This window comes from Massilia aerilata, from assembly GCF_042656905.1.
Classification (GTDB): Bacteria; Pseudomonadota; Gammaproteobacteria; order Burkholderiales; family Burkholderiaceae_D; genus Telluria; species Telluria aerilata.
In genome coordinates, this window is the sequence record NZ_JBHSMZ010000024.1 from 183,191 (window position 1) to 208,393 (window position 25,203).

A 25,203-nucleotide genomic window follows, 5' to 3' on the forward strand; every position below is an offset into this window, starting at 1 on the left:
CCATTCAAAATTCATGTTGGATACGCCGATGCCCCTGGAGCAGCAGCATGGCCGCGATCACCAGCAGCCCGAAGGCGATCACGATCGTCACGACCGGCACCCTGCCCGCCAGCAGCGCGCCGTACACCGCCAGCAGCACCAGCGAGGCCAGGTTTTCGCTGAAGGCCTGCACCGCGATCGAGGCGCCGGGCTTCATCAGCGCGGCGCCTCGCTGCTGCAGCAAGGCGTTCATCGGCACCATCAGGATGCCGCCAACGATGCCGGTCGCGCACAGCGCGCAGCAGGCGGCGCGCAGCCCGGTCACCTGGCCGGTGAGAACGATGGCCAGGCCGAGCGCCATGCCGGCGGGCAGGACCCGCAGCGCTTCGCCCGCGTTGACGAAGCGCGCCGCCAGCAGCGAACCGGCGACCACGCCGGCAGCCAGGCAGCACAGCAGGACCGCGGCGCCGCCCAGGGGCAGCTTCAACACGGTCTCGGCCCACCGGATCACCAGGAACTGCAACACGGCGGCGACGGCCCAGAACAGCGTGGTGACCGCGATCGATACCTGCCCTTGCGGATCGCGCCACAGCGCCGCCAGCTGGCGGCGGAATCGCCGCAAGGGACGCGCACGCGCGACCGCGCCATGCCTGGTGGGCGGAATGGCGGTGGCGCACAAGGCCGCCAGTACGCACAGGACGCCGATCGCCACGCTGGCCTGGCGCGGCACGGTATGCAGGCTTTCCATCCACAAGGGCGCGCCCAGCAGGACGCCGCCGAGCAAGGGCCCGCCCAGCATCGCGGCGACGGTGGCGATTTCGATCCAGGCATTGGCCTGGACCAGCTGCGCGGCCGGGATCAGTTCCGCAAGGATGCCGTATTTGGCCGGACCGTAATACACGCCGGCCAGTCCGATGACGCCGAAGGCCAGCAGCGGGTGGGCGCCCGCGGCGAGCAAGCCGCAGCCGCCCAGCTTGACCAGGTTGACCAGGGCGATCAGGCGGCCTTTCGGCAGCGCGTCCGCGCGCGCGCCGGCGAACGGCGCCAGCAGCACATACGACAGGTACAGCGAAATCCGTAAAGAGGGATCCATCCAGGCGCGCGCGCCGCGCTCGGCCAGCAGCGCCAGGGCGACGATCAGGAGCGCATTGTCGGCAAGCGCGGTGAGCAGCTGGCTCCCGGCCAGTGCGCGCATGGTGGCGGCATGCGGCGGGGACGGCTCGCTCATTGCCCTTCCAGGAACTGCTTCCTGTAGCGGGCCGGCAGGTCGGCAAGGCGCAGCATGACCGGCAGGTCCGCGGTGTTGAAACGCGGATCGAGCGAGGGCGGGCCGAGCACCCTGGCGCCGCAGCGCAGATAGCCCTTGATCAGCGGCGGCAGATCGCGCATGCCGATCGCGCCGCCTGTCTCGCCGTCCAGCGGCAGCGGCTGGCGAGGGAGGAGCTGCCACTCGGGCGCGGCGAGGTATGCCTCGCTGACCTTGTTCCAGACCCGGCGCGCCTGCATGCCGCCGTCGGCGACGCCGATGCTGGCGCAGCCGAACATGGTGTCGAGCCCGTGTTCCAGCATGTAGGCGCCCAGCGCGCTCCACAGCGCCATGATCACGCCGCCCGAACGCCACTCGGCGTCGACGCAGGCGCGCCCCAGTTCAACCGCCGTCGGCGCCAGGGCACGAAGCGGCGCGAGATCGAATTCGCTGTCCGAATAGTAGCCGCCTGCGCGCCGCGCGCCATCGGGGTTCAGCACACGATAGGTGCCGACCAGCTGCGGCGCCAGCATGTCGTCGGGATCGATCACATGCACCAGCAAATGATCGCAATAGTCGTCGAAGCGGTCGGCATCGCAGCCCGCAGGCGTACCGGGCGGCGGCGCCAGCCGGGCGCCCATTTCGCCGGCGAAGATGGCGTGGCGCAGGCGCTGGGCCGCGCGCACCTCGGCCTCGTCGCCGGCCCAGCTGGTGGCGAATTGCCAGGCGCTGCGCACCGGCGGGGAGATGGCCGGGCTCTGGCTTGCCGGCGCTAGAAATGAAAGGTCCACGCAGGGCTCAATTCGAAGAAGGATAAAGGTCGATCAGGCGGTTTTGCCTGGCATTCAGCCGGATCAATTCGGCGAGTCCGATGGGCCGTGCGCCGCGCTTGCGGTTGGCGGCGCCGATCTCGAACAGCAGCCGCTGCTTGGCGAAGATCATGCGCAGGCCCGCAAGCAGGCCGGTGCCGGGGTCCCAGGCCTGGATCGCTTCCGAGCCGGCGCCGTTGACTTCCATGATGGAAAAGCCGCGCCCGGCCTGCAGTTCGGCGAGGTCGTCGAAGCGGACGTCGAAGCGGCCGAAATGAAAGTCCGGCATTTCGCGTGCGATGCTGTCGATCGCCGCCGCCAGCGCATCGGTGATCAGCGCCGCGCCGTCGCGGTACAGGCCGCCGACGCGGGTCGAGCCGATCGTTGCCAGGCGCACGGTTTGGCCGGCGGCCGGAACGCTGTCGAGGTCGAGCGGGCAGCGATGGGCTTGCGAACGCAGAAGACGTTGCAGGCGGCGGTCGCGGCGTATCAGCGCACCCAGGGTGGCATGGCCATCGCCTTTGACCCGTGGGTAATGGCGCAGTGTCAAACCAATCAGGCGTCCGGCGCCGCTGTGCGGATCGCGCGCATAAAACAGGCCGGCTTCATGTTCCTGCGGCAGATAGGCCTGGAGAACCAGCACCTCGCCTGCGGGAAAGCCGGCCATATAGTTGCGCAGCGCATTCATGTCCGCCAGCTTGCGCACGCCGTAGCCGCACAGGCCGAGGTCCGGTTTTGCGACCAGAGGAAATGCGATGCCCGCATTTGCAAGGGCGGACGCCATGCCGGCCTCGGTCAGGCCGCCGACGACACGCAGCCCGAGATAGGGCGCGGTGGCGGCGCGCCCGAGCGGCCCCATCTGCTCGAAGTACTCGATCTTGCCCTCGCCGACGAGCCCGCCGGCGGTGATGTTGGGATTGGCCGCGGAGGGCAAGGTCAATCCGCCATGCCGCAGTCCGAGCCAGAACCACTGTACCGCCAGCGGAACGCAGATCAGCCACTTCGGCAGCTTTTCAAGTGCGCTGCGCTCGGCGGCCGTCTGATCTGCTTGCGTTCCTGACATTGGCGGCATACTTACCTGAGATTAAATGATTAAGTAAGTATTTGATGAAGACCTGCGCCGCTCTGTACGGAAGCGCACATTGAATCGAAGAAATCGCTACTGCATCAGCGCCGCCTGGACGCGGGTTATAAGCGCTGAAGTATCGGCGATGGCAAGCCGAAATCAATCGTATTTACACCGCTTACTATAGGAATACCGCGCGGATAAAAAAAATAGCTTCAAGGCAGAGACGCGTACCAATCGGCATAAGGCGTGTTGGCGGCGAGGCGCCGGTTGAAGTCCGGTGCGCCATCGTTCCACCACACCGGACCGCGCTCGCCCAGCCCGCGCTTGGCCTCATCGACCGCGGCGCGGGCCTGGCGCTCCGCTTCCGCGTCGCCGGCCTTCTTCGCGATGCCGACCTGGCGGCGCGCCTTCATCAGTTTGTCGACCATTGCCTGCTTTACTTCGGGGGCGAGCGCGGGATTGGTGGTGCGCCACAGGCGGCCGTCGACCACGAAGTAGCGGCCGTCCGGCGTGACTGGATATTGTCGGGAGGGTGACATGCGATTACTCTAGCATGTCGATTCTGCCGCACCCCGTTCGTCGTACTACCAGAGGAATATCCTCTGCCACCAACGATAAGGAGCACACCATGTCCACGAATAGCGTCGAACTGCATCGCGTCCTGAAATCGAACGCCGACCGCGTCTACCGCGCCTTCACCACCGCCGGCGCCTTCGCCAAGTGGCTGCCGCCGCACGGCTTCATCGGCACCGTCCACGAGATGGACGTCCGGGTCGGCGGCCGCTACCGCATGTCCTTTACCAATTTCACCACCGGCCATGGCCATGCCTTCGGCGGCGAATACCTGGAACTGGAACCGGGCCAGCGCCTGCGCTACTCCGCCGAATTCGACGACCCGAACCTGCCCGGCCGCATGCAGACCACGGTGACGCTGCGTGAGGTGTTCTGCGGAGTGGAGGTCAAGATCAGGCAGGAAGGCATTCCAGCCGCGATTCCGGCGGAGGCCTGCTACCTGGGCTGGCAGGAGTCGCTTGAGCTGCTGACGAAACTGGTCGAGGCCGAGATCAGGGATTGATGGTCAAGGATCGGTGCGCAAACGCGGGGCGTCCGCCGGCGTTTCGTTCCGCTCGCGCAAACCATAATCGCGCAGCACCTCCGCCACGCGCAGCCGGTAATCGCGGAACACGCCCTGCCGGCCGCGCACCTGCGCTTCGCGGTGCGGGGCCAGGTTACGCCAGTTCTTGACGGCTTCTTCGTCGCGCCAGAACGAGAGCGACAGCAGCCTGCCCGGCCGGCTCAGGGATTCGAAGCGCTCCACCGAGATGAAGCCGTCCATGCCTTCCAGTTCGGCGCGCAGCGCGGCCGCCGTATCGAGGTATTCCTGACGGTGCGCCGGATCCGGCTCGACTTCGAAGATCACGGCCATCATCGCAGCGGCTCCGGCTGGAAAGTCCCTTCGACCAGTTCGGTAAAGCTTCGTTCCTCGCGCAGGATGAAGCGCTGCTCTTGCGCGAAGGCGAAGTTGGCGCGCGCCTCCTCATCGCGCTTCAGGCGTGCGCGATAGGCTTCGTAGGCGGCCAGGCTGTCGAAACCGACCAGGCCCCAGGCCTCGTAGTTCGTGCCCTCGTGGGGCAGGAAGTAGCCGAGCAGGCGGCCGCCCAGGCGCGGGATGATGCGGCCACCTGGCCGGCCAGCTCGGCACGCTACTCCTCGACCGCTTCCAGCAACTGGGCTGGGCCAGGCGCGTGCCGGACTCGCGCGTGCTGGCTTTTACGCCCGACGGCGAGGCTGCCTTGCGCGCCTGGCTGGGCTGACGCCTTTCCGCCTCAAGGCGCCAGCGCCGGCGCCTTGAACGCGCCAGGACGCAAAATGCGCGACAACAGCGGCCGCTTGCCAGGGACCGGCATGCGGCTGTCGACCAGGTCTTCCCATTTCACACGCAGCTGCTCGCAGGTGGCGCGCAGCACCGGTTCGGCGTCCGGCAGGCGCGCCAGGGCGTCGAGGTGGCGTTCGATCACGGCGGCTAGTTTCACGCAGGGGCCTTGGTCGTCCCCTGTCGCGCCGGAGCGCTGCGTGCTGCGCAGCGTGTATTGGGACATCAGGTGCAGCAGGGCCGCGACCAGCAGTGCGTGGCGGGTGCCCGGCGTGCCGGCTACGGGGGTGTCGTCCAGGTAATCGTCGTCCATGGCGCCTCCTTATCTTCATGAGAATGATTCTCATTTAGATTATGAAGGCAGTTTGCCGCCTGTGCAAGCGGAATCAGGACGTCCTGGCGATGCCCATCGTTCCGGTTCGCTCGAGCGCAACCAGGAAAGCATCGGCCAGGGTGGCCTTGGTCGTCACGTTCTGCAGGTCGACCCCGAGATGGACGATGGTCTGGGCGATCTGCGGGCGGATCCCGCTGATGATGCAGTCGGCGCCCATCAGGCGCGCGGCGGCGATGGTCTTCATGAGATGCTGCGCAACCAGGGTATCGACGGTCGGCACGCCGGTGATGTCGATGATCGCGATCGTGGCCCCGGAATCGACGATTTTCTGGAGGACGTTTTCCATCACGACCTGCGCCCGCATGCTGTCGAGGGTGCCGATGAGCGGCAGGGCCAGCACGCCGTCCCACAACTGGATGACCGGCGTGGAAAGCTCGAGCAGTTCCTGCTGCTGGCGCACGACGATCTGGTCGCGGCCGCGCTGGAATACTTCGACCGTGTAGAGGCCGAGCTTGTCCAGCATCTGGCTGAGCGCCCAGAATGCGGCCGCCAGCACGGCAGGCCGGTCCGCGAAGCCGGCGCGCAGGACGGCAAAGATCGGCTGCTTGACCGAGAACACGAAGGTGGCGGTTTCGCTGGGCGTGGAGCCTGCTTTTGCACGCGAGGACGACACGTCGTCCAGGACGACGCGCATGCCGCTCCAGCCTCGGCTGTCGATGTCGCCGGCGCTGTCGTCGCGCAGGGCGGCTGCGAATGCGCCAAGAAAATCATCGCATTGGCTGCGCTGCTCTTCTTTTCTGACTCGCCTGCTGCCGAGCACGCCCTTGTCGAGTTGCGCTTCCCACTCCGCCCGGATGGCGCCGCGGTGCTCCTGAACCAGTTCGGCGATCGCGGGGAAATAGCTTGTGTCGGTCATTGTTGCTCCTTGTCGGGTCCAGCTCGATACTTATAAGCCGACCAAGGAGGCATCGGTTTCGGGGTGCATAACCGATCGACTATAGCACTCTTGCGATATGAGGTGCGGCAAGTTTCTGACACTTTCTGGCTGCCGTAGCGGATAATGCCGGAAATGCCTGAGCCTTTCCCCTTAGAGTTCGCTCCACTCCATCATCTGCTGACGGTAAGTGTCCGCAGTGAACTCGACGTCATTGCTTCGCGCTTGCGCGCACGCCAGATCACGAACTTGTGCGCCTTCGGCCATCACGAGCAGACACGTATCGCCACCGCGGTGTCCGAACTTGCCAGGAATGCCCTGGTCTACGCTGCCGGGGGCAAGGTGCGTTTCTTCATCGGGCGCCTGGGTTCGCGCCAGGCGCTGGTGGTCACCATCGACGACCAGGGCGCAGGCATTGCCACGCTCGACCGCATCCTGGGGGAAGACGGCGCCTCGCATGGTGTCAAAAGCGGCGGCATCCCGGCCGCGCGCCGCCTGATGGACCGTTGCGATATCGACAGCGGCAGCCACGGCACCCATATCGTGCTGGTAAAAGCCTTTGCGGCCCAGGCGCCGGTGCTGGATGCGGGCGCCATCGACACGGCCTTGTCGCAGCTGGGGGAGTTGCCGAGCAATGTCGCGCTGTCGGAAGCCCATCAGCAGAACCGCGAGCTGACCGACGCGCTGGCTGCCTTGCAGGCCAAGCAGGCCGAACTGCTGGAAATGTCCGCCCGCCTCGAAGCCACCAATCGCCAGGTCGAGGCCTTGAACGTGCTCCTGAACGAAAAGGCGCAGTCGCTGGTATCGGCCGACCGCCGCAAGGACGAGTTCCTTTCCATTCTCAGCCATGAATTGCGCAGCCCGCTCTCGGCGGTATCGATGGCGGCGCACTTGCTCGAAAGCAGTCCCGACAACCCCAGCCAGGGCGTCAGGCTCGGCCAGCTCATCAAGCGCCAGACCGGCCACATGAGCCGCATGGTCGAGGACTTGCTGGACGTCTCGCGTGTCAGCCGCGGCCTGGTGTCGATCAGCCGCGCCCCGGTGGGCATGCGCGAGGTGGTCGACGCGGCGTTCGAGCAGCACGCGCCGGCGGCGCGTGCCAAGGGACATACCGTCAGCCAGCCGGATGCCTTGCAGGATTGGACCGTCGAGGGCGACCGTACGCGCCTGGTCCAGATCGTCGCCAACCTGCTCGGCAATGCCATCCGCTATACGCCCGATGGCGGCAGGATCGAGCTGAGCATGCAGTCGGACGACGGCTGGCTGCTGATGCGCGTGTCCGACAACGGCATTGGCATTCCGCCGGACCTGATGCCCCATCTCTTCGATTTGTACACCCAGGCGGAACGCTCATCGGACAGCAAGAATAGCGGACTCGGACTGGGCCTGGCGCTGGTAAAAAGCCTGGTCGAGGCGCATGGCGGGAGCGTGAGCGCCAGCAGCGGCGGCCATGGCAGCCAGTTCGAGGTACGCCTGAAGCTGGCCGGGCAGCAGCCCTAAAGCCGCGTCTCGCGCGCCGCCCGCAGGAATTCATCCAGCACCGGCGTACAATCCAGCAGCTCCGTCCCCTTCGCCCGGTGGAACTCCGGATGCCACTGCAGCCCCATCACGAACGGCGCCCTTTGGTAGCGGATCGCTTCGATGATCCCATCCGGGTCCGACATCGCCTCGACGTGGATGTCGCGCCCCAGGTCCTTGACGGCCTGGTGGTGGATGGAGTTCACGATCGGGCGCTTCTGGTCCGGGAACATCTTCCCGAGCGAAGAACCTTGCGGAAACACGATGGCGTGGCGGTGGGCGTCGTAGTCTTCGTGGACGTGGGCCTGGGCCTCGGGCACGTTGGTGGCCACGTCCTGGTAGAGGGTGCCGCCGAAGGCGACGTTGATCAGCTGGCAACCGCGGCAGATGCCCAGCACCGGCTTGCCGGCGTCGACGAATTCGTGCAGCAGTTCCAGCTCGTACACGTCGCGCGCGCGGTCGCCGTTCCATTCGGGGCGCGTGGGCGCTTCCGCATAGGTCATCGGCGAGACGTCCGCCCCGCCCTGCAGCACCAGCCCGTCCAGGTGGCGTGCGTAATGGCGCATGGTGATGTTGGAGGGATGCAGCAGGCCGCCGGTGTTCACGGTCGGCACCATGAAGACCAGCACGTCGCGCGACATCACCCATTGCGCGATCGACTCCTCGAGGTATTGCAGGTTCTTGCTGCGCAGGCCGGTCGAGCCGGGCTCCGGATGGAAGATGCGGGCCGAGACCCCGATGCGCAGCGTGCGCCGCATGAAGTCGCGGCTGAAGCGGTCGCTGAGGGCGCGCCAGCGCGAACGCAGCACGCGGCCGGCCAGGTTCAGGGGGGTGTCGCCCTGCCGCAGGTAGCGCGAGCCGCCCCCGGTGGCGCGCCGGTCCGGCACGCGCGGCGGGCCGGCAGTTTCATGATTTTCATTGTCCTCTGCCATGAAATAACTATAGCCCTGCCATAGGCGCGCACGATTCGCCGCATTGGCACATTCTGCAGATTCTGACGATTCAGTGCTTGCAAACTTCCGCACGACAGGCAAAAATACTGTATTTCCATACAGTGTTGCGCCAGCCACTCTTCCCAAAACGCGCGTAAGCACCGACACTGGCGCCTTTTGCCACGTCGCTGTGCGTCCTTATTGCCGCGCGACAAGATAGAATGCGCAGGCATTCGATTACACAAATTCAGCATGGCCACCAAGAAAACCGCAACCGACTACAGCGAATCATCCATCCGGGTCCTCAAGGGACTGGAGCCCGTCAAGCAGCGCCCGGGCATGTACACGCGCACCGAAAACCCGCTGCACATCATCCAGGAAGTGATCGACAACGCCTCGGACGAGGCGCTCGGCGGCCACTGCAAGAACATCGCCGTGACGATGAACCCGGACGGCTCGATCACGGTCGAAGACGACGGCCGCGGCATCCCGGTCGGCATCCACCCCGAGGAAGGCGTCTCGACCGTCGAGATCGTGTTTACGCGCCTGCATGCGGGCGGCAAGTTCGACAAGGGTTCGGGCGGCGCCTATGCCTTCTCGGGCGGCCTGCACGGCGTCGGCGTGTCGGTCACCAACGCGCTGTCGAAGCGCCTGGAGATCACCGTCTGGCGCAAGGATGACCAGGGCAACGGCGTGCACCACCTGGCCTTCGAAGCCGGCGACGTGGTCGAGCCCCTGAGCTCCGCTCCACCCGAGCGCGGCGGCAAGAAGAACGGCACCCGCGTCACCGCCTGGCCAGACGGGAAATACTTCGACTCGCCCAACATCCCGATGACCGAGCTGCAGCGCCTGCTGCGCTCGAAAGCCGTGCTGCTGCCGGGCGTGACCGTCACGCTCACCAACGGCAAGACCGGCGACGTGCAAACCTGGCGCTACGACGAAGGCCTGCGCGGCTACCTGACCGAAGCGCTGGCCCAGACCGTGGGCCAGGGCCAGACCGTGATCCCGCTGTTCGAAGGCGCGCAATATGCCGCCGCAGGCGATGAAGGCTTTGCCGAAGGCGAAGGCGCGGCCTGGGTCGTGGCCTGGACCGAGGAAGGCGCCGTGGTGCGCGAATCCTACGTCAACCTGATCCCGACGGTCAGCGGCGGCACCCACGAATCCGGCCTGCGCGACGGCCTGTTCGGCGCCGTGAAGAACTTCGTCGAGATGCACTCGCTGCTGCCCAAGGGCGTCAAGCTGCTGCCGGAAGACGTGTTCGCGCGCGTCTCGTTCGTGCTGTCGGCAAAGGTGCTGGACCCGCAGTTCCAGGGCCAGACCAAGGAGCGCCTGAACTCGCGCGACGCCGTGAAGCTGGTCTCGACGTTTACCAAGCCGCCGCTCGAACTGTGGCTGAACCAGCACGTCGACTACGGCAAGAAGCTGGCCGAGCTGGTGATCAAGCAGGCGCAAAGCCGCCTGCGCTCGCTGCAGAAGGTCGAGAAGAAGAAGTCCTCGGGCGTGGCCGTCCTGCCGGGCAAACTCACCGATTGCGAATCGACCGACATCACCCGCAACGAACTGTTCCTGGTCGAGGGCGACTCGGCGGGCGGTTCCGCGAAGATGGGCCGCGACAAGGAATTCCAGGCCATCCTGCCGCTGCGCGGCAAGGTGCTGAACACCTGGGAAACCGACCGTGACCGCCTGTTCGCCAACAACGAAATCCACGACATCGCGGTGGCGATCGGCGTCGATCCGCACGGCGCGGACGACAATCCCGACCTGTCCGGCCTGCGCTACGGGAAGATCTGCATCCTCTCCGATGCGGACGTCGACGGCTCCCATATTCAGGTACTGCTGCTCACTTTGTTCTTTAAACATTTTCCGGCCCTGTTCCGCAACGGCCACGTCTGCATCGCCCGTCCGCCTTTGTTCCGCGTCGACGTGCCGGCGCGCGGCAAGAAGCCGATCCAGAAGCTGTACGCGCTGGACGGCGGCGAACTGCTGGCGATCGAGGACAAGCTGAAAAAGGAAGGCCTGAAGGAAGGCGTGTGGGGCATCTCCCGCTTCAAGGGCCTGGGCGAGATGAACGCCGAACAGCTGTGGGAAACCACGATGAACCCGGACACCCGCCGCCTGCTGCCGGTGGCCTTCGGCGATTACAACCTGGCCGAATCGTCGGCGCGCTTCAACATGCTGATGGGTAAAGGCGAAGCCGCCGCCCGCCGCGCGTGGCTGGAAGAGCACGGTAACGAAACCGAAGCGGATATTTGATACGCACGTGACGCGGGCACAGGGTGCCCGCCCTACGTAGGGTGGGCGGCCTCCGCCCACGCACGAACGCCGAACGAAACGAACAAACAAAATGACCCAAGCAAGCCTTTTTGAACAAACGACGCCGCCCGGCGATGGCGGCAGCGGCAGCGGCGACGACGCCGAAACGCTCACCCTCTCCACCTTCGCCGAACGCGCCTACCTGGACTACGCGGTCTCGGTCGTGAAAGGCCGCGCGCTGCCGGACGTGTCCGACGGCCAGAAGCCGGTGCAGCGCCGCATCCTGTACGCGATGAGCGAGCTGGGCCTGGGCCCCACCGCGAAGCCGCGCAAATCCGCGGCCGTGGTCGGCGACGTTCTGGGTAAACTGCACCCGCACGGCGACCAGTCCGTGTACGACGCCCTGGTCCGCATGGCCCAGGACTTCTCGCTGCGCTACCCGCTGATCGACGGCCAGGGCAACTTCGGCTCGCGCGACGGCGACGGCGCCGCGGCGATGCGTTACACGGAGGCCCGCCTGACCCCGATCTCGCGCCTGCTGATGGACGAAATCGACATGGGCACGGTCGACTTCCAGCCGAACTACGACGGCTCGGTCCAGGAACCGCGCACCCTGCCGGCGCGCCTGCCGATGCTGCTGCTGAACGGCGCCTCCGGCATCGCGGTCGGCATGGCCACCGAGATCCCTTCGCACAACCTGCGCGAAGTGGCGACGGCGGCGGTGGCGATGATCCGCAATCCGAAAATCACCCATGCCGAGCTGATGACGCTGATCCAGGGACCGGACTATCCGGGCGGCGCCCAGATCATCACCCCGGCCTCGAACATCGCCGACATCTACGCCACCGGCCGCGGCTCGATGAAAGTGCGCGCGCGCTGGAAGATCGAAGAACTGGCGCGCGGCCAGTGGCAGGCGGTGGTCACCGAACTGCCGCCGGGCTGCTCCTCGCAGCGCGTGCTGGAAGAGATCGAGGAACTGACCAACCCGAAGCTCAAGCCCAACAAGAAGACCCTGCTGCCCGAGCAGCTGGCGCTGAAGCAGACCATCCTCGGTTCGCTCGACGCCGTGCGCGACGAATCGGGCCGCGAGGCCCCGGTGCGCCTGGTGTTCGAGCCGAAGTCGAAGAACCAGGACCAGGCCGAGTTCATGCTGATGCTGCTGGCGCATACCTCGCTGGAGAGTTCGGCGCCGATCAACCTGGTGATGATCGGCGGCGACGGCCGTCCGCGCCAGAAGGGCTTGTCCGAGATCCTGCAGGAGTGGATCGACTACCGCTTCGTGACGGTGCGCCGCCGCACCGAGTTCAGGCTCGGCAAGGTCAACGACCGCATCCACATCCTGGAAGGCCGCGAGACGGTCCTGCTGAACATCGACGAAGTCATCGCCATCATCCGCAATTCGGACGAGCCGAAGGCCGCGCTGATCGAGCGCTTCCGCCTGTCGGAGCGCCAGGCCGAGGACATCCTCGAGATCCGCCTGCGCCAGCTGGCGCGCCTGGAAGCGATCAAGATCCAGCAGGAGCTGGCCGAACTGCGCGGCGAAAAGGAAAAGCTCGAGGACCTGCTCGAGAACACGTCCAGCATGAAGCGCCTGGTGATCCGCGAGATCGAAGCCGACGCGAAACAATTCGGCGACGACCGCCGCACCCTGATCGAAGAAGCGCAGAAGGCCGTGCTCGAACAGAAGATCATCGACGAGCCGGTCACCGTGATCGTCTCCGAGAAGGGCTGGGTGCGCGCGCGCACCGGCATCGGCCACGATCCGGCGCAGTTCACCTTCAAGGCCGGCGATTCACTGGGCAAGGTCTTCGAATGCCGCACCGTCGACAACCTGCTGTGCATCGGCGACAACGGCAAGGCATACTCCGTGCCGGTGGCCGCGCTGCCGGGCGCGCGCGGCGACGGCGTCCCGATCACGACCCTGGTCGACCTGTCGGGCGGCGGACGCATCCTGTACTACTTCGCCGGCAATGCGGACACGCGCCTGCTGCTGTCGACTTCCACCGGCTTCGGCTTCATCGCCAAGGCCGGCGACATGGCGACCCGCCTGAAGGGCGGCAAGTCCTTCATCACTCTGGACGAGGGCGCCGTGCCGCTGGCCCCGCGCGTGGTGGCGGACAACGCCGGCGCGATCGCCTGCCTGTCCGAAAAGGGCCGCGTGCTGGTGTTCGGCATCGACGAAATGAAGGTGCTGACCAACGGCGGCCGCGGCGTGACGCTGATGGAGCTGGAGCCGAAGGAAAGCCTGCTGGCCGCGCAGCCGATCAGCCCGAAAGGCCTGAACGTCAACGGCACCTGGGCCGGCGACAAGCCGCGTACCGTGGAGCTGTTCGGAGTCGGGCTGGAGCCGCACTTCGGCAAGCGGGCGCGCAAGGGCAAGCCGCTGTCGGCGAAGCTGAAGGCGAAGGATCTGGCGATGCGCGTGCTGGGCGAGGCCTGATAAGCGCTAGCGTGTCAACGTCGTCCTCGCGAAGGCGGGGACCAAAGTTGTACGCGCTAACAACACCCATTCAGAACTTGGGTTCCCGCCTGCGCGGGAACGACGATGTGAAAACGGACCCAACCGGGTCCGTTTTCACATTCAATCGCCTGCCACTGAATTACTTGGCAGCGTCCTTATGCGCCTCAGCCATGGCCTTGCCGGTCTTCTCAGCAGCCTTGTTCTGGGCCTTGGCCTTGTCGGCGTTGGCGTCCACGATCTTCTTCTGGGCCTTCTCGTCGGCCTTGATCATGGTCTCGTGCGCGTCGGCGTTGGCTTCGGCGATTTTCTTCTCGGCCTTGGCCGATGCCTTGGCCTTGTCTTCCGGATCCGCCTTGGTCACTTTCTCGTTGGCGTCAGCGATTTTCTTGTCGGCCTTTTGCTGGGCCTTGGCCTTTTTCTCGTTGGCTTTTGCAGTTGCCTTCGAGATCTTTTCGTCCTGCTTGGCGATCTCTTTCGCTTCCTTCTGGTTGGCCTTGGCGATGTCCTTGTCGGCACCGGCGTTGCCGGTCGAGCCAGCGGTCTGGCCAGCCATGCCCGAGGTGCCGGTCGACTGGGTGCCGACCACGGTGGTGCCTGCGGCCGGGGTCACGGCGGTGCCGGTGGCCGGGGTCATGCCGGTGGCGGTGCTGGTGGCAGGAACGCCGGTCGAGCTGGTGCTCTGGGCTTGGGTCTGGGCGTACACCGAGGTGGCGAACAGGCCGGCGATCAGGGTAGCGAGCAGTTTATTCATGGTAATTCTCCTATTCCGTATATGGTGAGACAGCGCGGGTGCGCCATGACTTTTTATTAATTCGAGTTGCCAGAATAGGCGCTCTGCCTGTACTTACTCTGTTCGCCAGCGCACGCAGCGTGAGGAAGCGTTGTTAAAGTTGTGACAAAACTTTTCAGCGGTTCTCGGTATCGCCGCCGGCTGCGCGGTTGGCCGCCTTGCGGTCCGACTTTTCCTTAACTTCCTGGTATTTTTCGCGGCCCGCCTCGGTCGACTGCTTGGTCTTGAGGCGCGATCCCGGCGGCGTCTTGACCCGTTTCGTGTTCGACTTGCGGACTTCCTGCTCCGCCTTGGTGCCGGCCTTGCCTCGTCCGCCGGACGCCCTGGCGTCCGCCGCGGTGCTGTTCGGCGCCGTGGTGTTGGTTGCCTGGGCGTTGACGTTGTCCGCCTTCTGCGGATCGACGCCGACCACCGCGGTGCTCTTGCCGGTGACCTGGCCGGCGCTGTTCACGCCCGCCGCCTGCAGGCCGGTGGCGCCGTGCGCGCTGCCGGTGGTGGCGCTGCCGTCGGTGTGCAGCCCGGTGCCGGAGACGCCGGCCGCGGTCGAGTTATGGCCCGACACCGCCTGGCCGATCGGCGCCGTGTTGGCGCTGCTGCCGGCCTGCTCGCGCGGCTGGGGTTTGGCTTGCGCCTGGGAGTTGACCTGGGCCTGGGCGGAGACCGCCAGCAGGCTGCCGATGAGGATGGCGAGGAGTTTGTTCATGATGATTCCCGTTGCTTTAAGTAAGCAACGAGCATAGGAGCCAGCGTCCCCGCCATCTGTTCGCCTACGCACACTATCTGGTCGGGCGCGCGTACAAGTCGATGATCTCGCTGATCCCGTCCTGGCACACCGGGCAGAACTGCTCGCTGCGGTCGAACATGATGCACTGCATGGCCGGACGGTAATAGCCGCTGGCCTCGTAGTTCGCGCCCTCGAAGGCGCCGATCGCATTGCGGTACTGCGCCTTCGAGAACAGTTCCTTCGTGTGCACCAGGTCTTCGCGGAACAGCGCGCTCATCTCGGATTCCGGACGGTTGGCCGCCCGCAGCGCCGCTCGCCGCTTCTGGTACTCGCGCGAATACGCTTCGTACTCTTCCTTCGGCCATGGCGTCGGCAGCGGCGTGCCGGCCTGCACGTGCTTCTTCCACTTCAGCTTGGCCGGGTCGCGCAGCGCGGTCGCGTTCGGCTCCCAGGGCTCCATGCGCGCGCCGCTAGACTGGTAGGCCACCGGCGAGGTGTAGTACTCGTCGGCCAGGCCGGCGAAATGGTGGCCGAACTCGTGTACGAACAGGTAATTCGCCCAGTCGTTGCTGGCCGCGGCCGTGCTGAACTGGCCGAAGATGCCGCCGCCGCCATAGGTGTCGTTGTTGACCAGGATCTCGATGAACTCGTAGGGCGCGTACTGGGCGATGTCGCGCAGCGCACGGTTGTCCAGGGTCAGCACGTACCGCTCGCTGCCGAAGATGTCGTAGCGCGTTCCCAGTGCCGAGGCGTGGTGCACGCCGGTCGAGGGCCGCGTGATGCCCGATTCCTGGGTCGGCACCGCCATCGCCCAGACATTGAAATCGTTGGCCCGCTCCTTGAACGGGGACACCTCGAACAGGTGCTGAGAGAGCCGCTTCGCGTCCGCTTCGAACTTCGCCATGTCCTTCCGGGTGTAGCCGTCGCCGAGAATCAGCAGGTCGACCTTCTGCGGCGATGGCCCGCTGACGCGGATGGCCATCGGCTTCGCCGGCGCCGGCGGCTGGCTGCGCACGACTTCCTGGGCATCGGTATCGACCTCGACGCTCCAGGCCACCGAGAATGCGTTGCGCTCGTCGCGCTTCAGGATCCGCACGCGCACAGGGCGGTCCGGCTTCGGAAAGCGCACCGATTCGTGGAAGCCGCGGCTCAGCTTGTTCGCTTCCTCGGTCGTCTTCCATTCGCCGAACACGGTCGAAAAATCGCGCGAGTACAGCAGGTCGCCGGTCTTCGCATCCGCCACTTCCAGGCGGTTATTGCCGCGGTTGCTGTTGTCGAAGGGTTGGGACAGATCGCCCGGCCAGGGCAGCGGCTCGATCAGCACGCGTTCGATGGCGTATTGCTCGGTGAGGGTGTTGCCGCTGTGGGTGTAGTCGAGGCGGACGGTGGCGGGTTGCTGGGCATGGGCGGCGCCGGCGCCGATGCTGCAGGCGATGGCAAACAGCGCGGACAGCAGGCGTTTCGAAGCGAGGGACATGATCTTCCTTGCGGCTGAGAATCATCGCATTGTAATCCTGGCCACCTTGTCCCTGTCATTTTCCGCAGGATGACCCGGCATGCTTTTCAAGCAAGAATGGCGGCCATCACCTATCGGAGCACACCATGCCGCGCCACCTTCTTGCTGTCCTGCCCTTCCTGTTCCTCCAGCTCCCGGCTCAGGCGCAAGCGCCGGCCTTCGGCCTGCTCCCCGACAGCGTCTGCACCGCGGCCGGCAAAGCCGTCGACGAAAGAGGTTTCGTGCGCATCGGCGGCATGGAGCAATGGGTGCGCATCAAGGGCAGCAGCTGCGCCAACCCCGTCCTCGTACTGGTCCATGGCGGCCCCGGCAATCCGACCACGCCCTGGGCCGACAATGTTTATAAAGCTTGGGAAAAGGACTTCACCATCGTCCAGTGGGACCAGCGCGGCGCCGGCATGACTTATGGACGCAATCCGCCGGCCGAGGACAGCCTGCTGGTGCTCGAACAATTGCGCGACGATGGGGTCGAGGTGGCGCGCTACGCGGCCCGGCGCTTCGGCAAGCACCGGGTGATCCTGATGGGCGGCTCCTGGTCCTCGGTGCTGGGCATGCACATGGCGAAGTCGAATCCGGCCATGTTCTGCGGCTACGTCAGCACCGCGCAAGTGGTCGGCAACGCGCTCTCGCAGCGCGGCAGCTACGATGCGACCCTGGCGCTGGCGCGCGCGGCCGGCGATGCCGATTCGATCGGGAAGCTGGAAGGCATCGGTCCGCCGCCCTGGACCAACCCGCGCAACCCCGGCATCATCCGCCGCATCATGCGCAAGTACGAGGCGATCAGCACGGCGCCGGCGCCGAAATCCTGGTGGGCGCCGTCGCCGGAGTACGCCACCGCCAAATACGACGCCGACTACACGGCGGGCGAGGATTATTCCTGGTTGCAATTCGTCGGCCTGAAGGGCGACGGCATCGCCTCGAAGATCGACCTTTATCAATTGGGGCCGAAGTTCGAGCTGCCGATCTACATGCTGCAGGGCGAGCAGGACCTGCTGACGATGCCGGAACCGAGCCGGCGCTACTTCGATTTCATTCAGGCGCCGCGCAAGGAATTCGTGCTGGTGCCGCGTGCCGGCCACGATCCGAATCCGCCCATGGTGGAGGCGCAGTACAGGATGTTGAAGAAGATCGGCGACTGCCGCTGAATTCAGGGCTTCGGCTTGGCGGCGTGGGCGCCGTCCTGTTCTTCCACCACGGCTTGCAGCAGCTTGTTCAGGCTCTTCAGGTTGCCATCGAGGTTGTCGTAGGCGGTGGCCATGCGGTCTGCAAGCAGATAAATTTCTTGCGGATTCGCCGTGCCCATCCGCGCCTTGCTGAAGGTGTCCAGCATCCGCGGTGTGTCGAGGAACATCAGCGCGCCGCTTTGGGTGTAGGCGCTTGTGTCGCGAAGGGCGCCGTAGGCAGCTGCATAATTTTCCAGCTGCTCCCGTGGCAGCCAGGTGACGGCCTGGTTCGCAACCGCCGCATCCCAGGCCTCGCGGTGCAAGGTGGGCGTGTCCATGTCCAGACGCATCTTCTCCGCCCACTCCTGCTCGAAACGCTTCATCAGCTCGGCATCGCTGGTCTTGGCGCGTATGCCTGCCAGCAGTTGATCACGTGTCTGGTGAAGTGCCTGCCGCTTCATCTCGTTGTGCGCCAGGGCCGCGCTCACTTCCTTGATGGTCAGGCGCAGTTCGGCATTCATCTTGTCCGACGCTTCATGTGCGAGGTGGCGGTGATGCCAGCTCTGCACGCCATGCTCGAGCGCCAGCGCGGTCAGGATACTAATGACGATCATCACGTACTCGCCGCCGAACTCTTTGAACTTCTTTGCTTTGGGAACTTCGAAATGCATGGCAAGCCAACCCGGAATAGATAACAGAACAACAATCTATCCCAGTATTTTCTTTTATGCAATTACTTGTATTGGTAGATGGGACGCCGGATCAGGATCGGCCGGATGTCGAGGCGCAGCTTGTAGATCGAATAGGCGTCGGTCGAGGCCGACGAGTAGCCGACGCTGTCGGCCGCGCGGGTGAAGCGGAACTCGAAGCCGAGGTCGGGCTGGACGCCGTTCGGGCTGCCGAGGGTGATGCCGATGGCTTCCGGCTGGTCGCTGTCGATCAGCTTGCTCATCAGGTCGACCACCGTGCTGTTGCCGAGGATGTCGGCGGTGAACAGGGGCTCGCGGTAATACGGCCGTGACGGGTCGAGTTTGCCGTCGGCCTTGTCTTCGGAGGGTGTGAATTCGTGGGTGAGGATGTTGAAGCGGTCGCCATTGTCGAGGTAGCTGACACGCACGTTGCTGACGTTGAAGGCGCCTTCGCGCGCGCTGGCGCCGGCCAGGTCGAGCACCAGCGCACCCTTGTAGCCGATCACTTCGACGTCGCGGTTGGGCAGCACCACCATGGCGGTGTCCTCGTCGATGCCCAGGCCCAATTTGTAGCCCTTGGCCAGCATGGCCGGCAGCATGCGCGCGAAGCGGCCGCGCACCAGCAGGTGCTGGTCGATGAAGACGTCGTCGCCGATGAAGCCCAGGCCATCCGTGATTTCCTTGCCGTCCTCGACGCCCAGCTTGAGCGTGGCGAGCACGGCGCGCGGGCGGCCGAACATGGTGCTGCTCATGATGGCGGCACCGGCGCTGGTGCCGGCGATCACGCCGCCGCGCCGGTACATGTCCCACAGGGCGTCGAGCACACGGGTATTGCTGCCGTCTTCGTGGCGCAGGGCGCTGGTGATGCGGCTCTGGTCGCCGCCGGCGAAGAAGGCGCCGCTGGCGGAACGCACCAGTTCGGCCAGCTTGGGATCGTCGGCCGCGGCGTGGTAATCGCTGCCGGCCAGCTTGACGGCCACCGGCACGAAAAAGGCCTTGGCGCCATAGGCATTGAGGCGGTCGACCAGGAACTTGCCGGATTTTTCGGGATAGCCAGCGGCGGAGGCGAACACGGCGATACGCGCCTCCTTGCCGCCAGCCAGCTGCAATATGCGCTCCCAGACCGGGGCGTTACCCGGCCGCAGGTTGCCGCCGATGATGACCAGCGATCCTTTGGCAGGCGTCGCGTTGGAGGATGCCGCACTCCCCGGCGCGGCCAGGGCACACTGGAAGCTGGCGAGCGCCAGCCAGGCGAGGACGACACGGCGTGCAATCCGGAACATGGGTTCCCTTCCCAATCTTGACTGATGGAACAATCCTAAGCCTGATTGTGAAGGACTGTCGCCGTGTTGAGCCGAGTCAGGTCAGATAAATGTTCGGGGAGTAACGCTCCATGATCGTGTCCGGGCATTTCGGCGGCGTGAATCCGAAGCGCGCATACAGGCTATGCGAGTCGGCCGTGTTGAGCGTGAAGCGGCGCAAGCCCTGCAGGCTCGGGTGCTCCATGACGACACGGATCAGCTGCTTGGCATAGCCACGCCCGCGGTATTCCGGAATGACGAACACGTCGCACAGGTTGGCAAAGGTGGCATAGTCCGTGACCACGCGCGCGAAGGCAACCTGGCGGCCGTCGAGGTAGCCGCCGAAGCACAGCGAATTTTCGATCGAGCGCTCGACCACGGTCAGCGAAATGCCCACGGCCCAGGTCGAGTTTTCGCTGAGGTAGCGATAAATCATCGGCACGTCCAAGCGCGTGCGATCCGTACTTACCTGGAAATTTGAGTCGTTGGTAGTGTGCATCATGGGCGGCGTGGATCGGTGACTCTGGTAAAAAAACCAATTCTAGCGCCGTTCGCGGCGAGCGGGCCGATTCATCCAATCGTGCGCCGCCCGCCGCCGCTTACTTCAAGCGCTTAGTGGTTGCTGCGCAGATAACGCTCCGGCAAGGGCAGATGCTCATCCTCTGCACGCCACAGCACGTTCACGACCCACCAGCGCTTGCCGTCATGGTAGAGCTGGATGCTGTTGATGCCGCGCTGGAAAGGCTTGGCATCGCTGGCGGCATGGCGCGATTCATAGGTGCTGAACACGTGCACGATCTGGCCGAAGGTCTCGGTGGTGCGCGCCGCTTCCCTTTCGACGAAGCCCATGGTCGCGAAGGTCTTGCTGTTGCGTGAGATATAGTCTTCGACGCTCATGCCGCGCAGCACGAAGTTATTGTCCGGACGCGCACCCACCGCCATCAGCCGGCCCTCTGGCGCGAACAGCGAACGCATGCGGTCCCAGTCGCGCGGCTTGCCGGCGTCGCCGGAAATCACGTCGTACAGTGCGGCAACGATCCCGTCGACGCTTTGCACGTCGGCGGCGCGGGCCTGGTAGTTCGATGCCGGCGCGGCAGGCGCCGCCGGGGCAGCCGTCTGCGCCCGCGCGCTATAAATGCCGCCGATGGCCACCGCAATCGCCACTGCCGCGAGGGTGAAACGCTTCATGCCTGTCTCCTTATTGTTATTGACAGGCAGATCATCTCGCATTTCCTCGCAGAAGTCATCGCCCCCGCTTTGGGGGATCTTCGCCGTGCACAGTTTATAATCAGGGATCCAAGGAACCCCCTCACACCCTCCTCCATCATGACCGAACAATTCGCCAAAAAAGCGGAGGCCTGGTCGGCCCGCTTCTCCGAACCCGTCTCCGACCTCGTCAAGCGCTACACCGCCTCGGTGTTCTTCGACAAGCGCCTCGCGCTGTTCGACATCCAGGGCTCGCTGGCCCACGCCGAAATGCTGGCTGCGCAAGGCATCATCAGTGCCGCAGACCGCGCCGAGATCGAGCGTGGCATGGCCCAGATCCGCGGCGAAATCGAAGCCGGCCAGTTCGAGTGGCTGCTCGACCTGGAGGACGTACACCTGAACATCGAAAAGCGCCTGACCGAACTGGTCGGCGACGCCGGCAAGCGCCTGCACACCGGCCGTTCCAGGAACGACCAGGTGGCGACTGATATCCGCCTGTACATGCGCGCCGCGATCGACGACATCCTCGCCCTGCTGAAGGGCCTGCGCGGCGCCCTGACCGACCTGGCCGAACAGCACGCGGACACCATCATGCCGGGCTTTACCCACCTGCAGGTGGCGCAGCCGGTGACCTTCGGCCACCATTTGCTGGCCTATGTCGAGATGTTCGGCCGCGATGCCGAGCGCATGCAGGACACGCGCCGCCGCGTGAACCGCCTGCCGCTGGGTGCCGCCGCCCTGGCGGGCACCACCTTCCCGATCGACCGCCTGCGCGTGGCGAAGACCCTGGGCTTCGACGACGTCTGCCACAACTCGCTCGATGCTGTGTCTGATCGCGATTTCGCGATCGAGTTCACGGCGGCCGCATCGGTCTTGATGATGCACATCTCGCGCATGTCGGAAGAGCTGGTGACCTGGATGAGCCCGCGTATCGGCTTCATCGACATCGCCGACCGCTTCTGCACCGGCTCGTCGATCATGCCGCAGAAGAAGAACCCGGACGTGCCGGAACTGGCGCGCGGCAAGACCGGCCGCGTCTACGGCCACCTGATGGGCCTGCTGACCCTGATGAAGGGCCAGCCGCTGGCCTACAACAAGGACAACCAGGAAGACAAGGAGCCGCTGTTCGATACCGTCGACACCGTGCTGGACACCCTGCGCATCTTCACCGACATGGCCGCCGGCATCACCGTGAAGGCCGACAACATGCGCGCCGCCGCCCTGCAGGGCTACGCCACCGCCACCGACCTGGCCGACTACCTGGTCAAGAAGGGCTTGCCCTTCCGCGACGCCCACGAAGCCGTGGCGCATGCGGTGCGCGCCTGCGACGTGGCCGGCTGCGACCTGTCGGAGATGGCGCTGGAGCGCCTCCAGGCATTCTCGCCGCTGATCGGGCAGGACGTGTTTGCCGTGCTGACGCTGGAAGGTTCGGTGGCGGCGCGCGATCATGTGGGCGGCACTGCGCCGAAGCAGGTGCGCAAGGCGATCGAACGCGTGCGCGGGCAGTTGGCCGGCTAAGCCGGCGGCGCACGGCAGTATAAAAGAATCTATGGCCCCCTTCCTTTTGCAAGCTGCTTTTCTTTGGCGATGATGTGAGTAGGCTTGCTCAAATCTATCCGGCGTTGTTGGAGACGAGCTCCGCGCCGCGATGAGAGTCGCGCCTGTCGGTCCTTAAAATACGCGCGGCTTGCGAGAGCCGATTTTTGTGCCGGGGTATCCGTCAGGCCGGTGTGCCGTTCACGTCATCCAGAGTCAGCGGTCGCAACCGGTAGGTGGTACTACAGTAAGCCCAAAGGAAGCCCCCACGCTCCAGCAGGTGTGGGGGCTTCCTTCATTTCAGATGCGGTGTGGCGGGATCTGTGAAGAGGGAGAAAACAAAAACGGCGCTCGAGATCGAGCGCCGTTTCTTTACAGCTGTCGAACTACACGCTTATGCCTTGCGGCGGCGCGCGCCGAACAAGCCGAACAGGCCAAAGCCCAGCAGTGCGAAGGTGCCCGGCTCCGGAACCACGTTCCAGCCGATCGCGTCGTACATCTTCAGGTCCATGGCGCTGATCTCCATGCGCTCGCCGTAGGCGGCGGTCGGGTCCAGGATGCCGATGCCCAGGTTGTCTTTCCAGTGGCTGGCCTGGCGGCCGTCACCGTAGGTCACGCCGGTCGAGAAGGTTGCGAGGGTGGTATCGCAATTGTCGAAGGAGAAGGACTTGGTGCGGTTGTCGGCCGACCAGTCGATGTCCGCGCCAGCGGCCTTGCTGTCGCTCGAGCAGCGGAACAGGTCGGCCGGGGCGATGTAGGTAAATGCCACGTCCGAGTAGTTACCGCTGCGGTTGGCGTCGAGAACATCAACGCCGCTGACGAAGCCGAGCGCGTGGCCGATTTCATGGGTGGCTACGCCAACGAAATCGATGGCGTTGCTGTTGATGCCATTGCTCGGGTCGAAGTCCCAGTTGTACGCGCTGCTGAACGAAACCGCGCCATCGACCAGCGGGTTGTATGCGTCGAGAAGGCCAACGGCACGCGCGTTCGCACTGGTCAGCATAATCGTTTGGTTGTTGGCATTGCAATTGCTGTCGAGGAAGGGCGTGGCGCTGCCGCGGCCGTTCGGGTTGACGCCGGTACCGTTCATGTACACATTCAGGCAACTGTTTTTCGATAGGCCTCCGACAGCGGCCTGGTCGGTGGCGCCCCATGCATCAGCCATCAGCGCATTGCGGTAGTCGTCGTAGCTGACCCGACCTTGGCTAGAACTGGTCGAGCCGAGAATATTAGGGCCAAGGAGCGAAAAACCGATGTTCAGATTAACTTTGACGTCATCGTGCAGGACTGCGCTCCAGTTGTTGGCAGCGGCTTGGAAACCAGCCAGTGCACGTGCGTCCATGGCTGGGTCGTAAGTGAAATTGATGGTCAGCGCTTGAGCGGAACCGCCAAAAGCGAGGGCCAGCAACGGGGCAATCTTGAAGATTTTTTTCAGGTTTTTCATGTCTCGTAGGCTCTTAGGCTTGCGTTGTTGTATGTGATCGATTCTGCAGGATCGACAGTGTTCAATAAGCAAATTTCGGGCCAGAAACTCTAAGCTGTTGTTTCAAATAGGAAAATTATTTACGAGGGAAAATTCTTGATGCATTGTGTAAAGTTGTTCGACAGCAGCACTGCTCCCGCCACGCGAACGCCACCCCTGACGGACCCTACGTAGAATCGTCCACAGGACCTTTGTTTGCGGAGGTTTCGAATGCAGCGCTACAAGAACCGCAGCGGGGAGTCGGGCGTGGTCGCCTACGACATCGACGCCGGCCGGATCGTCGTCCAGTTCAGGAACGGCGAGCGCTATCTCTACACCGAGGACAGCGCCGGCGCCGCCAAGGTCGCCAGGATGCAGGAACTGGCCAGGGCCGGCAGCGGCCTGTCCAGCTTCATCAGCCAGCACGTGCACGACAAATACGAGCGCAAGCTGAACCAGGGCCGGCTGGACTGAGCACCGAAAGAAAATCCTGGCCCGCCTGTCGATGATGTAACTTATCGGTTACTTTTAGAGTCATCGAGCTTACACTGCCATTTCCATAACTCATCAGGGTGCAGGACCATGGCCGAGCACCTCACGACCACCATGAAAGTCCAGCGCGCCCGCCTCGACCTGACCCAGGCCGAGCTGGCCGAGCGCGCCGGCGTCACCCGCAAGTCGGTGAATGCGATCGAGACCGGCCACATGGTCCCCTCCACCATCCTCGCGCTGAAACTGGCGAAGGTACTGGGCGTGACGGTGGAAGCGCTGTTCGCTATCGAGGCTCGCCCGGACTGACGTGGCCGTTGAGCCCGTCCTGCTCGCCGTGGTCGGCGATGTAGACGCGCGGCGCCAGGGTCTCGGCTTCGATCGGCAGGCTGCCCGCCGGCCGGTTCCTGTCGCGCTTCGGATAGGGTGTGCCGTCGCGGTGGGTGTAGCTGTCGGTGCTGCCGTCGTACATCAGGTCGATGTCCGGATAGGTGGCCTTGTCTTCCTCGAAACGCGAACCGACCGCCAGGAACAAGGCCGTGCCCCAGCCGCGGTTGACCAGGTGGTGGCCGTTCGGCTTCCCGGCGGGGAAGGCGGCGCAGTCGCCGGCGCGCATCAGGGTCTCGCCCTGGTCGGTGATCAGGGTCAGTTCGCCGGACACGACCATCACGAACTCGTCCTCGTGGGTGTGCCAGTGGCGCTGCGAGGATGCGGCGCCGGGCTGGAGTTCCGTCAGGTTGACGCCAAACTGGGTGATGCCGCCGGCGTCCCCCAGCGCCTGGCGGCTGCGCCCGTTGACGGCCTCGGCGAAGGGATCGGGATAACCGGTGCCGGTCAGCACGGGGATACTGCTCAGGTCTAGCCTCGACATGGACATTCCTCATTGTTGGTTTGGACAAGTGACAGTGTATAGTAGCCA

25 protein-coding genes and 1 pseudogene are annotated in these 25,203 nt (G+C 64.9%); 8 read left to right on the forward strand and 18 right to left on the reverse strand.

Annotated elements, in window-relative coordinates:
* Nucleotides 1-4: 4 nt before the first annotated feature.
* From lplT to ACFPO9_RS24295, 4 genes are all read right to left on the reverse strand, one after another.
* A complete protein-coding gene (gene lplT, locus ACFPO9_RS24280; RefSeq protein ID WP_379776065.1) occupies nt 5-1,207 on the reverse strand; it encodes a lysophospholipid transporter LplT in 1,203 nt (400 codons plus the stop codon).
* Nucleotides 1,204-2,016 carry a GNAT family N-acetyltransferase gene (locus ACFPO9_RS24285; RefSeq protein WP_379776068.1) on the reverse strand — a complete coding sequence of 271 codons (813 nt, stop codon included), beginning with the start codon at nt 2,014-2,016 and terminating at the stop codon, nt 1,204-1,206. The genes lplT and ACFPO9_RS24285 overlap by 4 nt, the downstream gene beginning before the upstream one ends.
* A 7-nt stretch (nt 2,017-2,023) precedes the next feature.
* The gene (locus tag ACFPO9_RS24290) at nt 2,024-3,097 is read right to left on the reverse strand and encodes an ATP-grasp domain-containing protein (protein WP_379776071.1); all 1,074 of its coding nucleotides are present in this window, start codon (nt 3,095-3,097) and stop codon (nt 2,024-2,026) included.
* A 218-nt stretch (nt 3,098-3,315) separates the two neighbouring features.
* Nucleotides 3,316-3,642 (reverse strand): hypothetical protein, encoded by a 327-nt coding sequence (locus ACFPO9_RS24295; protein ID WP_379776073.1) that lies wholly within the window; start codon nt 3,640-3,642, stop codon nt 3,316-3,318.
* An 89-nt stretch (nt 3,643-3,731) separates the two neighbouring features.
* Between ACFPO9_RS24295 and ACFPO9_RS24300 the strand changes: the two genes are divergently transcribed.
* Complete coding sequence (locus tag ACFPO9_RS24300; protein WP_379776076.1) at nt 3,732-4,178, forward strand: SRPBCC family protein; 447 nt, start codon at nt 3,732-3,734, stop codon at nt 4,176-4,178.
* Nucleotides 4,179-4,181: 3 nt separating this feature from the next.
* On the opposite strand, the gene ACFPO9_RS24305 is transcribed toward ACFPO9_RS24300, so the two are convergent.
* The 4 genes and pseudogenes from ACFPO9_RS24305 to ACFPO9_RS24320 all read right to left on the reverse strand — a co-directional run bounded on the left by ACFPO9_RS24305 (nt 4,182) and on the right by ACFPO9_RS24320 (nt 6,226).
* A complete protein-coding gene (locus tag ACFPO9_RS24305) occupies nt 4,182-4,532 on the reverse strand; it encodes an antibiotic biosynthesis monooxygenase family protein (protein ID WP_379776079.1) in 351 nt (116 codons plus the stop codon).
* Nucleotides 4,529-4,783: pseudogene (locus ACFPO9_RS24310) on the reverse strand (NIPSNAP family protein); the annotation flags it as partial. The gene ACFPO9_RS24305 and the pseudogene ACFPO9_RS24310, both read right to left, overlap by 4 nt.
* A 146-nt stretch (nt 4,784-4,929) precedes the next feature.
* Nucleotides 4,930-5,289, reverse strand: coding sequence for a hypothetical protein (locus ACFPO9_RS24315; protein WP_379776082.1), 360 nt, complete (start codon nt 5,287-5,289; stop codon nt 4,930-4,932).
* A gap of 73 nt (nt 5,290-5,362) precedes the next feature.
* Nucleotides 5,363-6,226, reverse strand: coding sequence for an STAS domain-containing protein (locus ACFPO9_RS24320; protein WP_379776085.1), 864 nt, complete (start codon nt 6,224-6,226; stop codon nt 5,363-5,365).
* 153 nt (nt 6,227-6,379) lie between these two features.
* Here ACFPO9_RS24320 and ACFPO9_RS24325 point away from each other — a divergent pair, with 153 nt between their 5' ends.
* Nucleotides 6,380-7,744: an ATP-binding protein gene (locus tag ACFPO9_RS24325; protein ID WP_379776088.1), complete on the forward strand. Its 1,365-nt coding sequence runs from the start codon at nt 6,380-6,382 to the stop codon at nt 7,742-7,744.
* Here the strand turns inward: ACFPO9_RS24325 and ACFPO9_RS24330 are convergent.
* A complete protein-coding gene (locus ACFPO9_RS24330) occupies nt 7,741-8,694 on the reverse strand; it encodes a gamma-glutamyl-gamma-aminobutyrate hydrolase family protein (protein ID WP_379776091.1) in 954 nt (317 codons plus the stop codon). The genes ACFPO9_RS24325 and ACFPO9_RS24330 overlap by 4 nt on opposite strands.
* Before the next feature lie 252 nt (nt 8,695-8,946).
* Here ACFPO9_RS24330 and ACFPO9_RS24335 point away from each other — a divergent pair, with 252 nt between their 5' ends.
* Both ACFPO9_RS24335 and parC read left to right on the forward strand, forming a co-directional pair.
* Complete coding sequence (locus ACFPO9_RS24335; RefSeq protein ID WP_379776094.1) at nt 8,947-10,947, forward strand: DNA topoisomerase IV subunit B; 2,001 nt, start codon at nt 8,947-8,949, stop codon at nt 10,945-10,947.
* Nucleotides 10,948-11,038: 91 nt separating this feature from the next.
* Complete coding sequence (gene parC / locus ACFPO9_RS24340) at nt 11,039-13,387, forward strand: DNA topoisomerase IV subunit A (protein ID WP_379776097.1); 2,349 nt, start codon at nt 11,039-11,041, stop codon at nt 13,385-13,387.
* A gap of 160 nt (nt 13,388-13,547) precedes the next feature.
* Here parC and ACFPO9_RS24345 read toward each other — a convergent pair whose 3' ends face one another.
* From ACFPO9_RS24345 to ACFPO9_RS24355, 3 genes are all read right to left on the reverse strand, one after another.
* Nucleotides 13,548-14,159 carry a hypothetical protein gene (locus ACFPO9_RS24345; protein ID WP_379776100.1) on the reverse strand — a complete coding sequence of 204 codons (612 nt, stop codon included), beginning with the start codon at nt 14,157-14,159 and terminating at the stop codon, nt 13,548-13,550.
* A gap of 154 nt (nt 14,160-14,313) precedes the next feature.
* The gene (locus ACFPO9_RS24350) at nt 14,314-14,901 is read right to left on the reverse strand and encodes a hypothetical protein (protein ID WP_379776103.1); all 588 of its coding nucleotides are present in this window, start codon (nt 14,899-14,901) and stop codon (nt 14,314-14,316) included.
* Between the two features lie 73 nt (nt 14,902-14,974).
* Entirely contained in the window at nt 14,975-16,399 is a 1,425-nt protein-coding gene (locus ACFPO9_RS24355) for an IgA Peptidase M64 (RefSeq protein WP_379776106.1), read from the reverse strand.
* Nucleotides 16,400-16,524: 125 nt separating this feature from the next.
* Here ACFPO9_RS24355 and ACFPO9_RS24360 point away from each other — a divergent pair, with 125 nt between their 5' ends.
* Nucleotides 16,525-17,583 carry an alpha/beta fold hydrolase gene (locus tag ACFPO9_RS24360; protein ID WP_379776109.1) on the forward strand — a complete coding sequence of 353 codons (1,059 nt, stop codon included), beginning with the start codon at nt 16,525-16,527 and terminating at the stop codon, nt 17,581-17,583.
* 2 nt (nt 17,584-17,585) lie between these two features.
* Here the strand turns inward: ACFPO9_RS24360 and ACFPO9_RS24365 are convergent, their stop codons facing one another.
* The 4 genes from ACFPO9_RS24365 to ACFPO9_RS24380 all read right to left on the reverse strand — a co-directional run bounded on the left by ACFPO9_RS24365 (nt 17,586) and on the right by ACFPO9_RS24380 (nt 20,779).
* Nucleotides 17,586-18,272, reverse strand: coding sequence for a hypothetical protein (locus ACFPO9_RS24365; RefSeq protein ID WP_379776112.1), 687 nt, complete (start codon nt 18,270-18,272; stop codon nt 17,586-17,588).
* 62 nt (nt 18,273-18,334) lie between these two features.
* On the reverse strand, nt 18,335-19,573 hold the full coding sequence (locus tag ACFPO9_RS24370; RefSeq protein ID WP_379776114.1) for a cyanophycinase: 1,239 nt from the start codon (nt 19,571-19,573) through the stop codon (nt 18,335-18,337).
* 76 nt (nt 19,574-19,649) lie between these two features.
* Nucleotides 19,650-20,090, reverse strand: a complete 441-nt coding sequence (locus tag ACFPO9_RS24375) for a GNAT family N-acetyltransferase (protein WP_379776560.1) — start codon at nt 20,088-20,090, stop codon at nt 19,650-19,652.
* 113 nt (nt 20,091-20,203) lie between these two features.
* Entirely contained in the window at nt 20,204-20,779 is a 576-nt protein-coding gene (locus ACFPO9_RS24380) for a hypothetical protein (protein ID WP_379776117.1), read from the reverse strand.
* Between the two features lie 138 nt (nt 20,780-20,917).
* Between ACFPO9_RS24380 and argH the strand changes: the two genes are divergently transcribed.
* Nucleotides 20,918-22,315, forward strand: coding sequence for an argininosuccinate lyase (gene argH, locus ACFPO9_RS24385; RefSeq protein ID WP_379776120.1), 1,398 nt, complete (start codon nt 20,918-20,920; stop codon nt 22,313-22,315).
* Nucleotides 22,316-22,727: 412 nt separating this feature from the next.
* On the opposite strand, the gene ACFPO9_RS24390 is transcribed toward argH, so the two are convergent.
* Nucleotides 22,728-23,777, reverse strand: a complete 1,050-nt coding sequence (locus ACFPO9_RS24390) for an NF038122 family metalloprotease (protein ID WP_379776122.1) — start codon at nt 23,775-23,777, stop codon at nt 22,728-22,730.
* A 249-nt stretch (nt 23,778-24,026) separates the two neighbouring features.
* On the opposite strand from ACFPO9_RS24390, the gene ACFPO9_RS24395 reads away from it, so the two are divergent.
* The gene (locus tag ACFPO9_RS24395) at nt 24,027-24,269 is read left to right on the forward strand and encodes a hypothetical protein (protein WP_379776124.1); all 243 of its coding nucleotides are present in this window, start codon (nt 24,027-24,029) and stop codon (nt 24,267-24,269) included.
* A gap of 108 nt (nt 24,270-24,377) precedes the next feature.
* Nucleotides 24,378-24,593: a helix-turn-helix transcriptional regulator gene (locus ACFPO9_RS24400; protein ID WP_379776127.1), complete on the forward strand. Its 216-nt coding sequence runs from the start codon at nt 24,378-24,380 to the stop codon at nt 24,591-24,593.
* Here ACFPO9_RS24400 and ACFPO9_RS24405 read toward each other — a convergent pair.
* Nucleotides 24,571-25,155: a cupin domain-containing protein gene (locus ACFPO9_RS24405; protein ID WP_379776129.1), complete on the reverse strand. Its 585-nt coding sequence runs from the start codon at nt 25,153-25,155 to the stop codon at nt 24,571-24,573. The genes ACFPO9_RS24400 and ACFPO9_RS24405 overlap by 23 nt on opposite strands.
* Between the last annotated feature and the right edge of the window lie 48 nt (nt 25,156-25,203).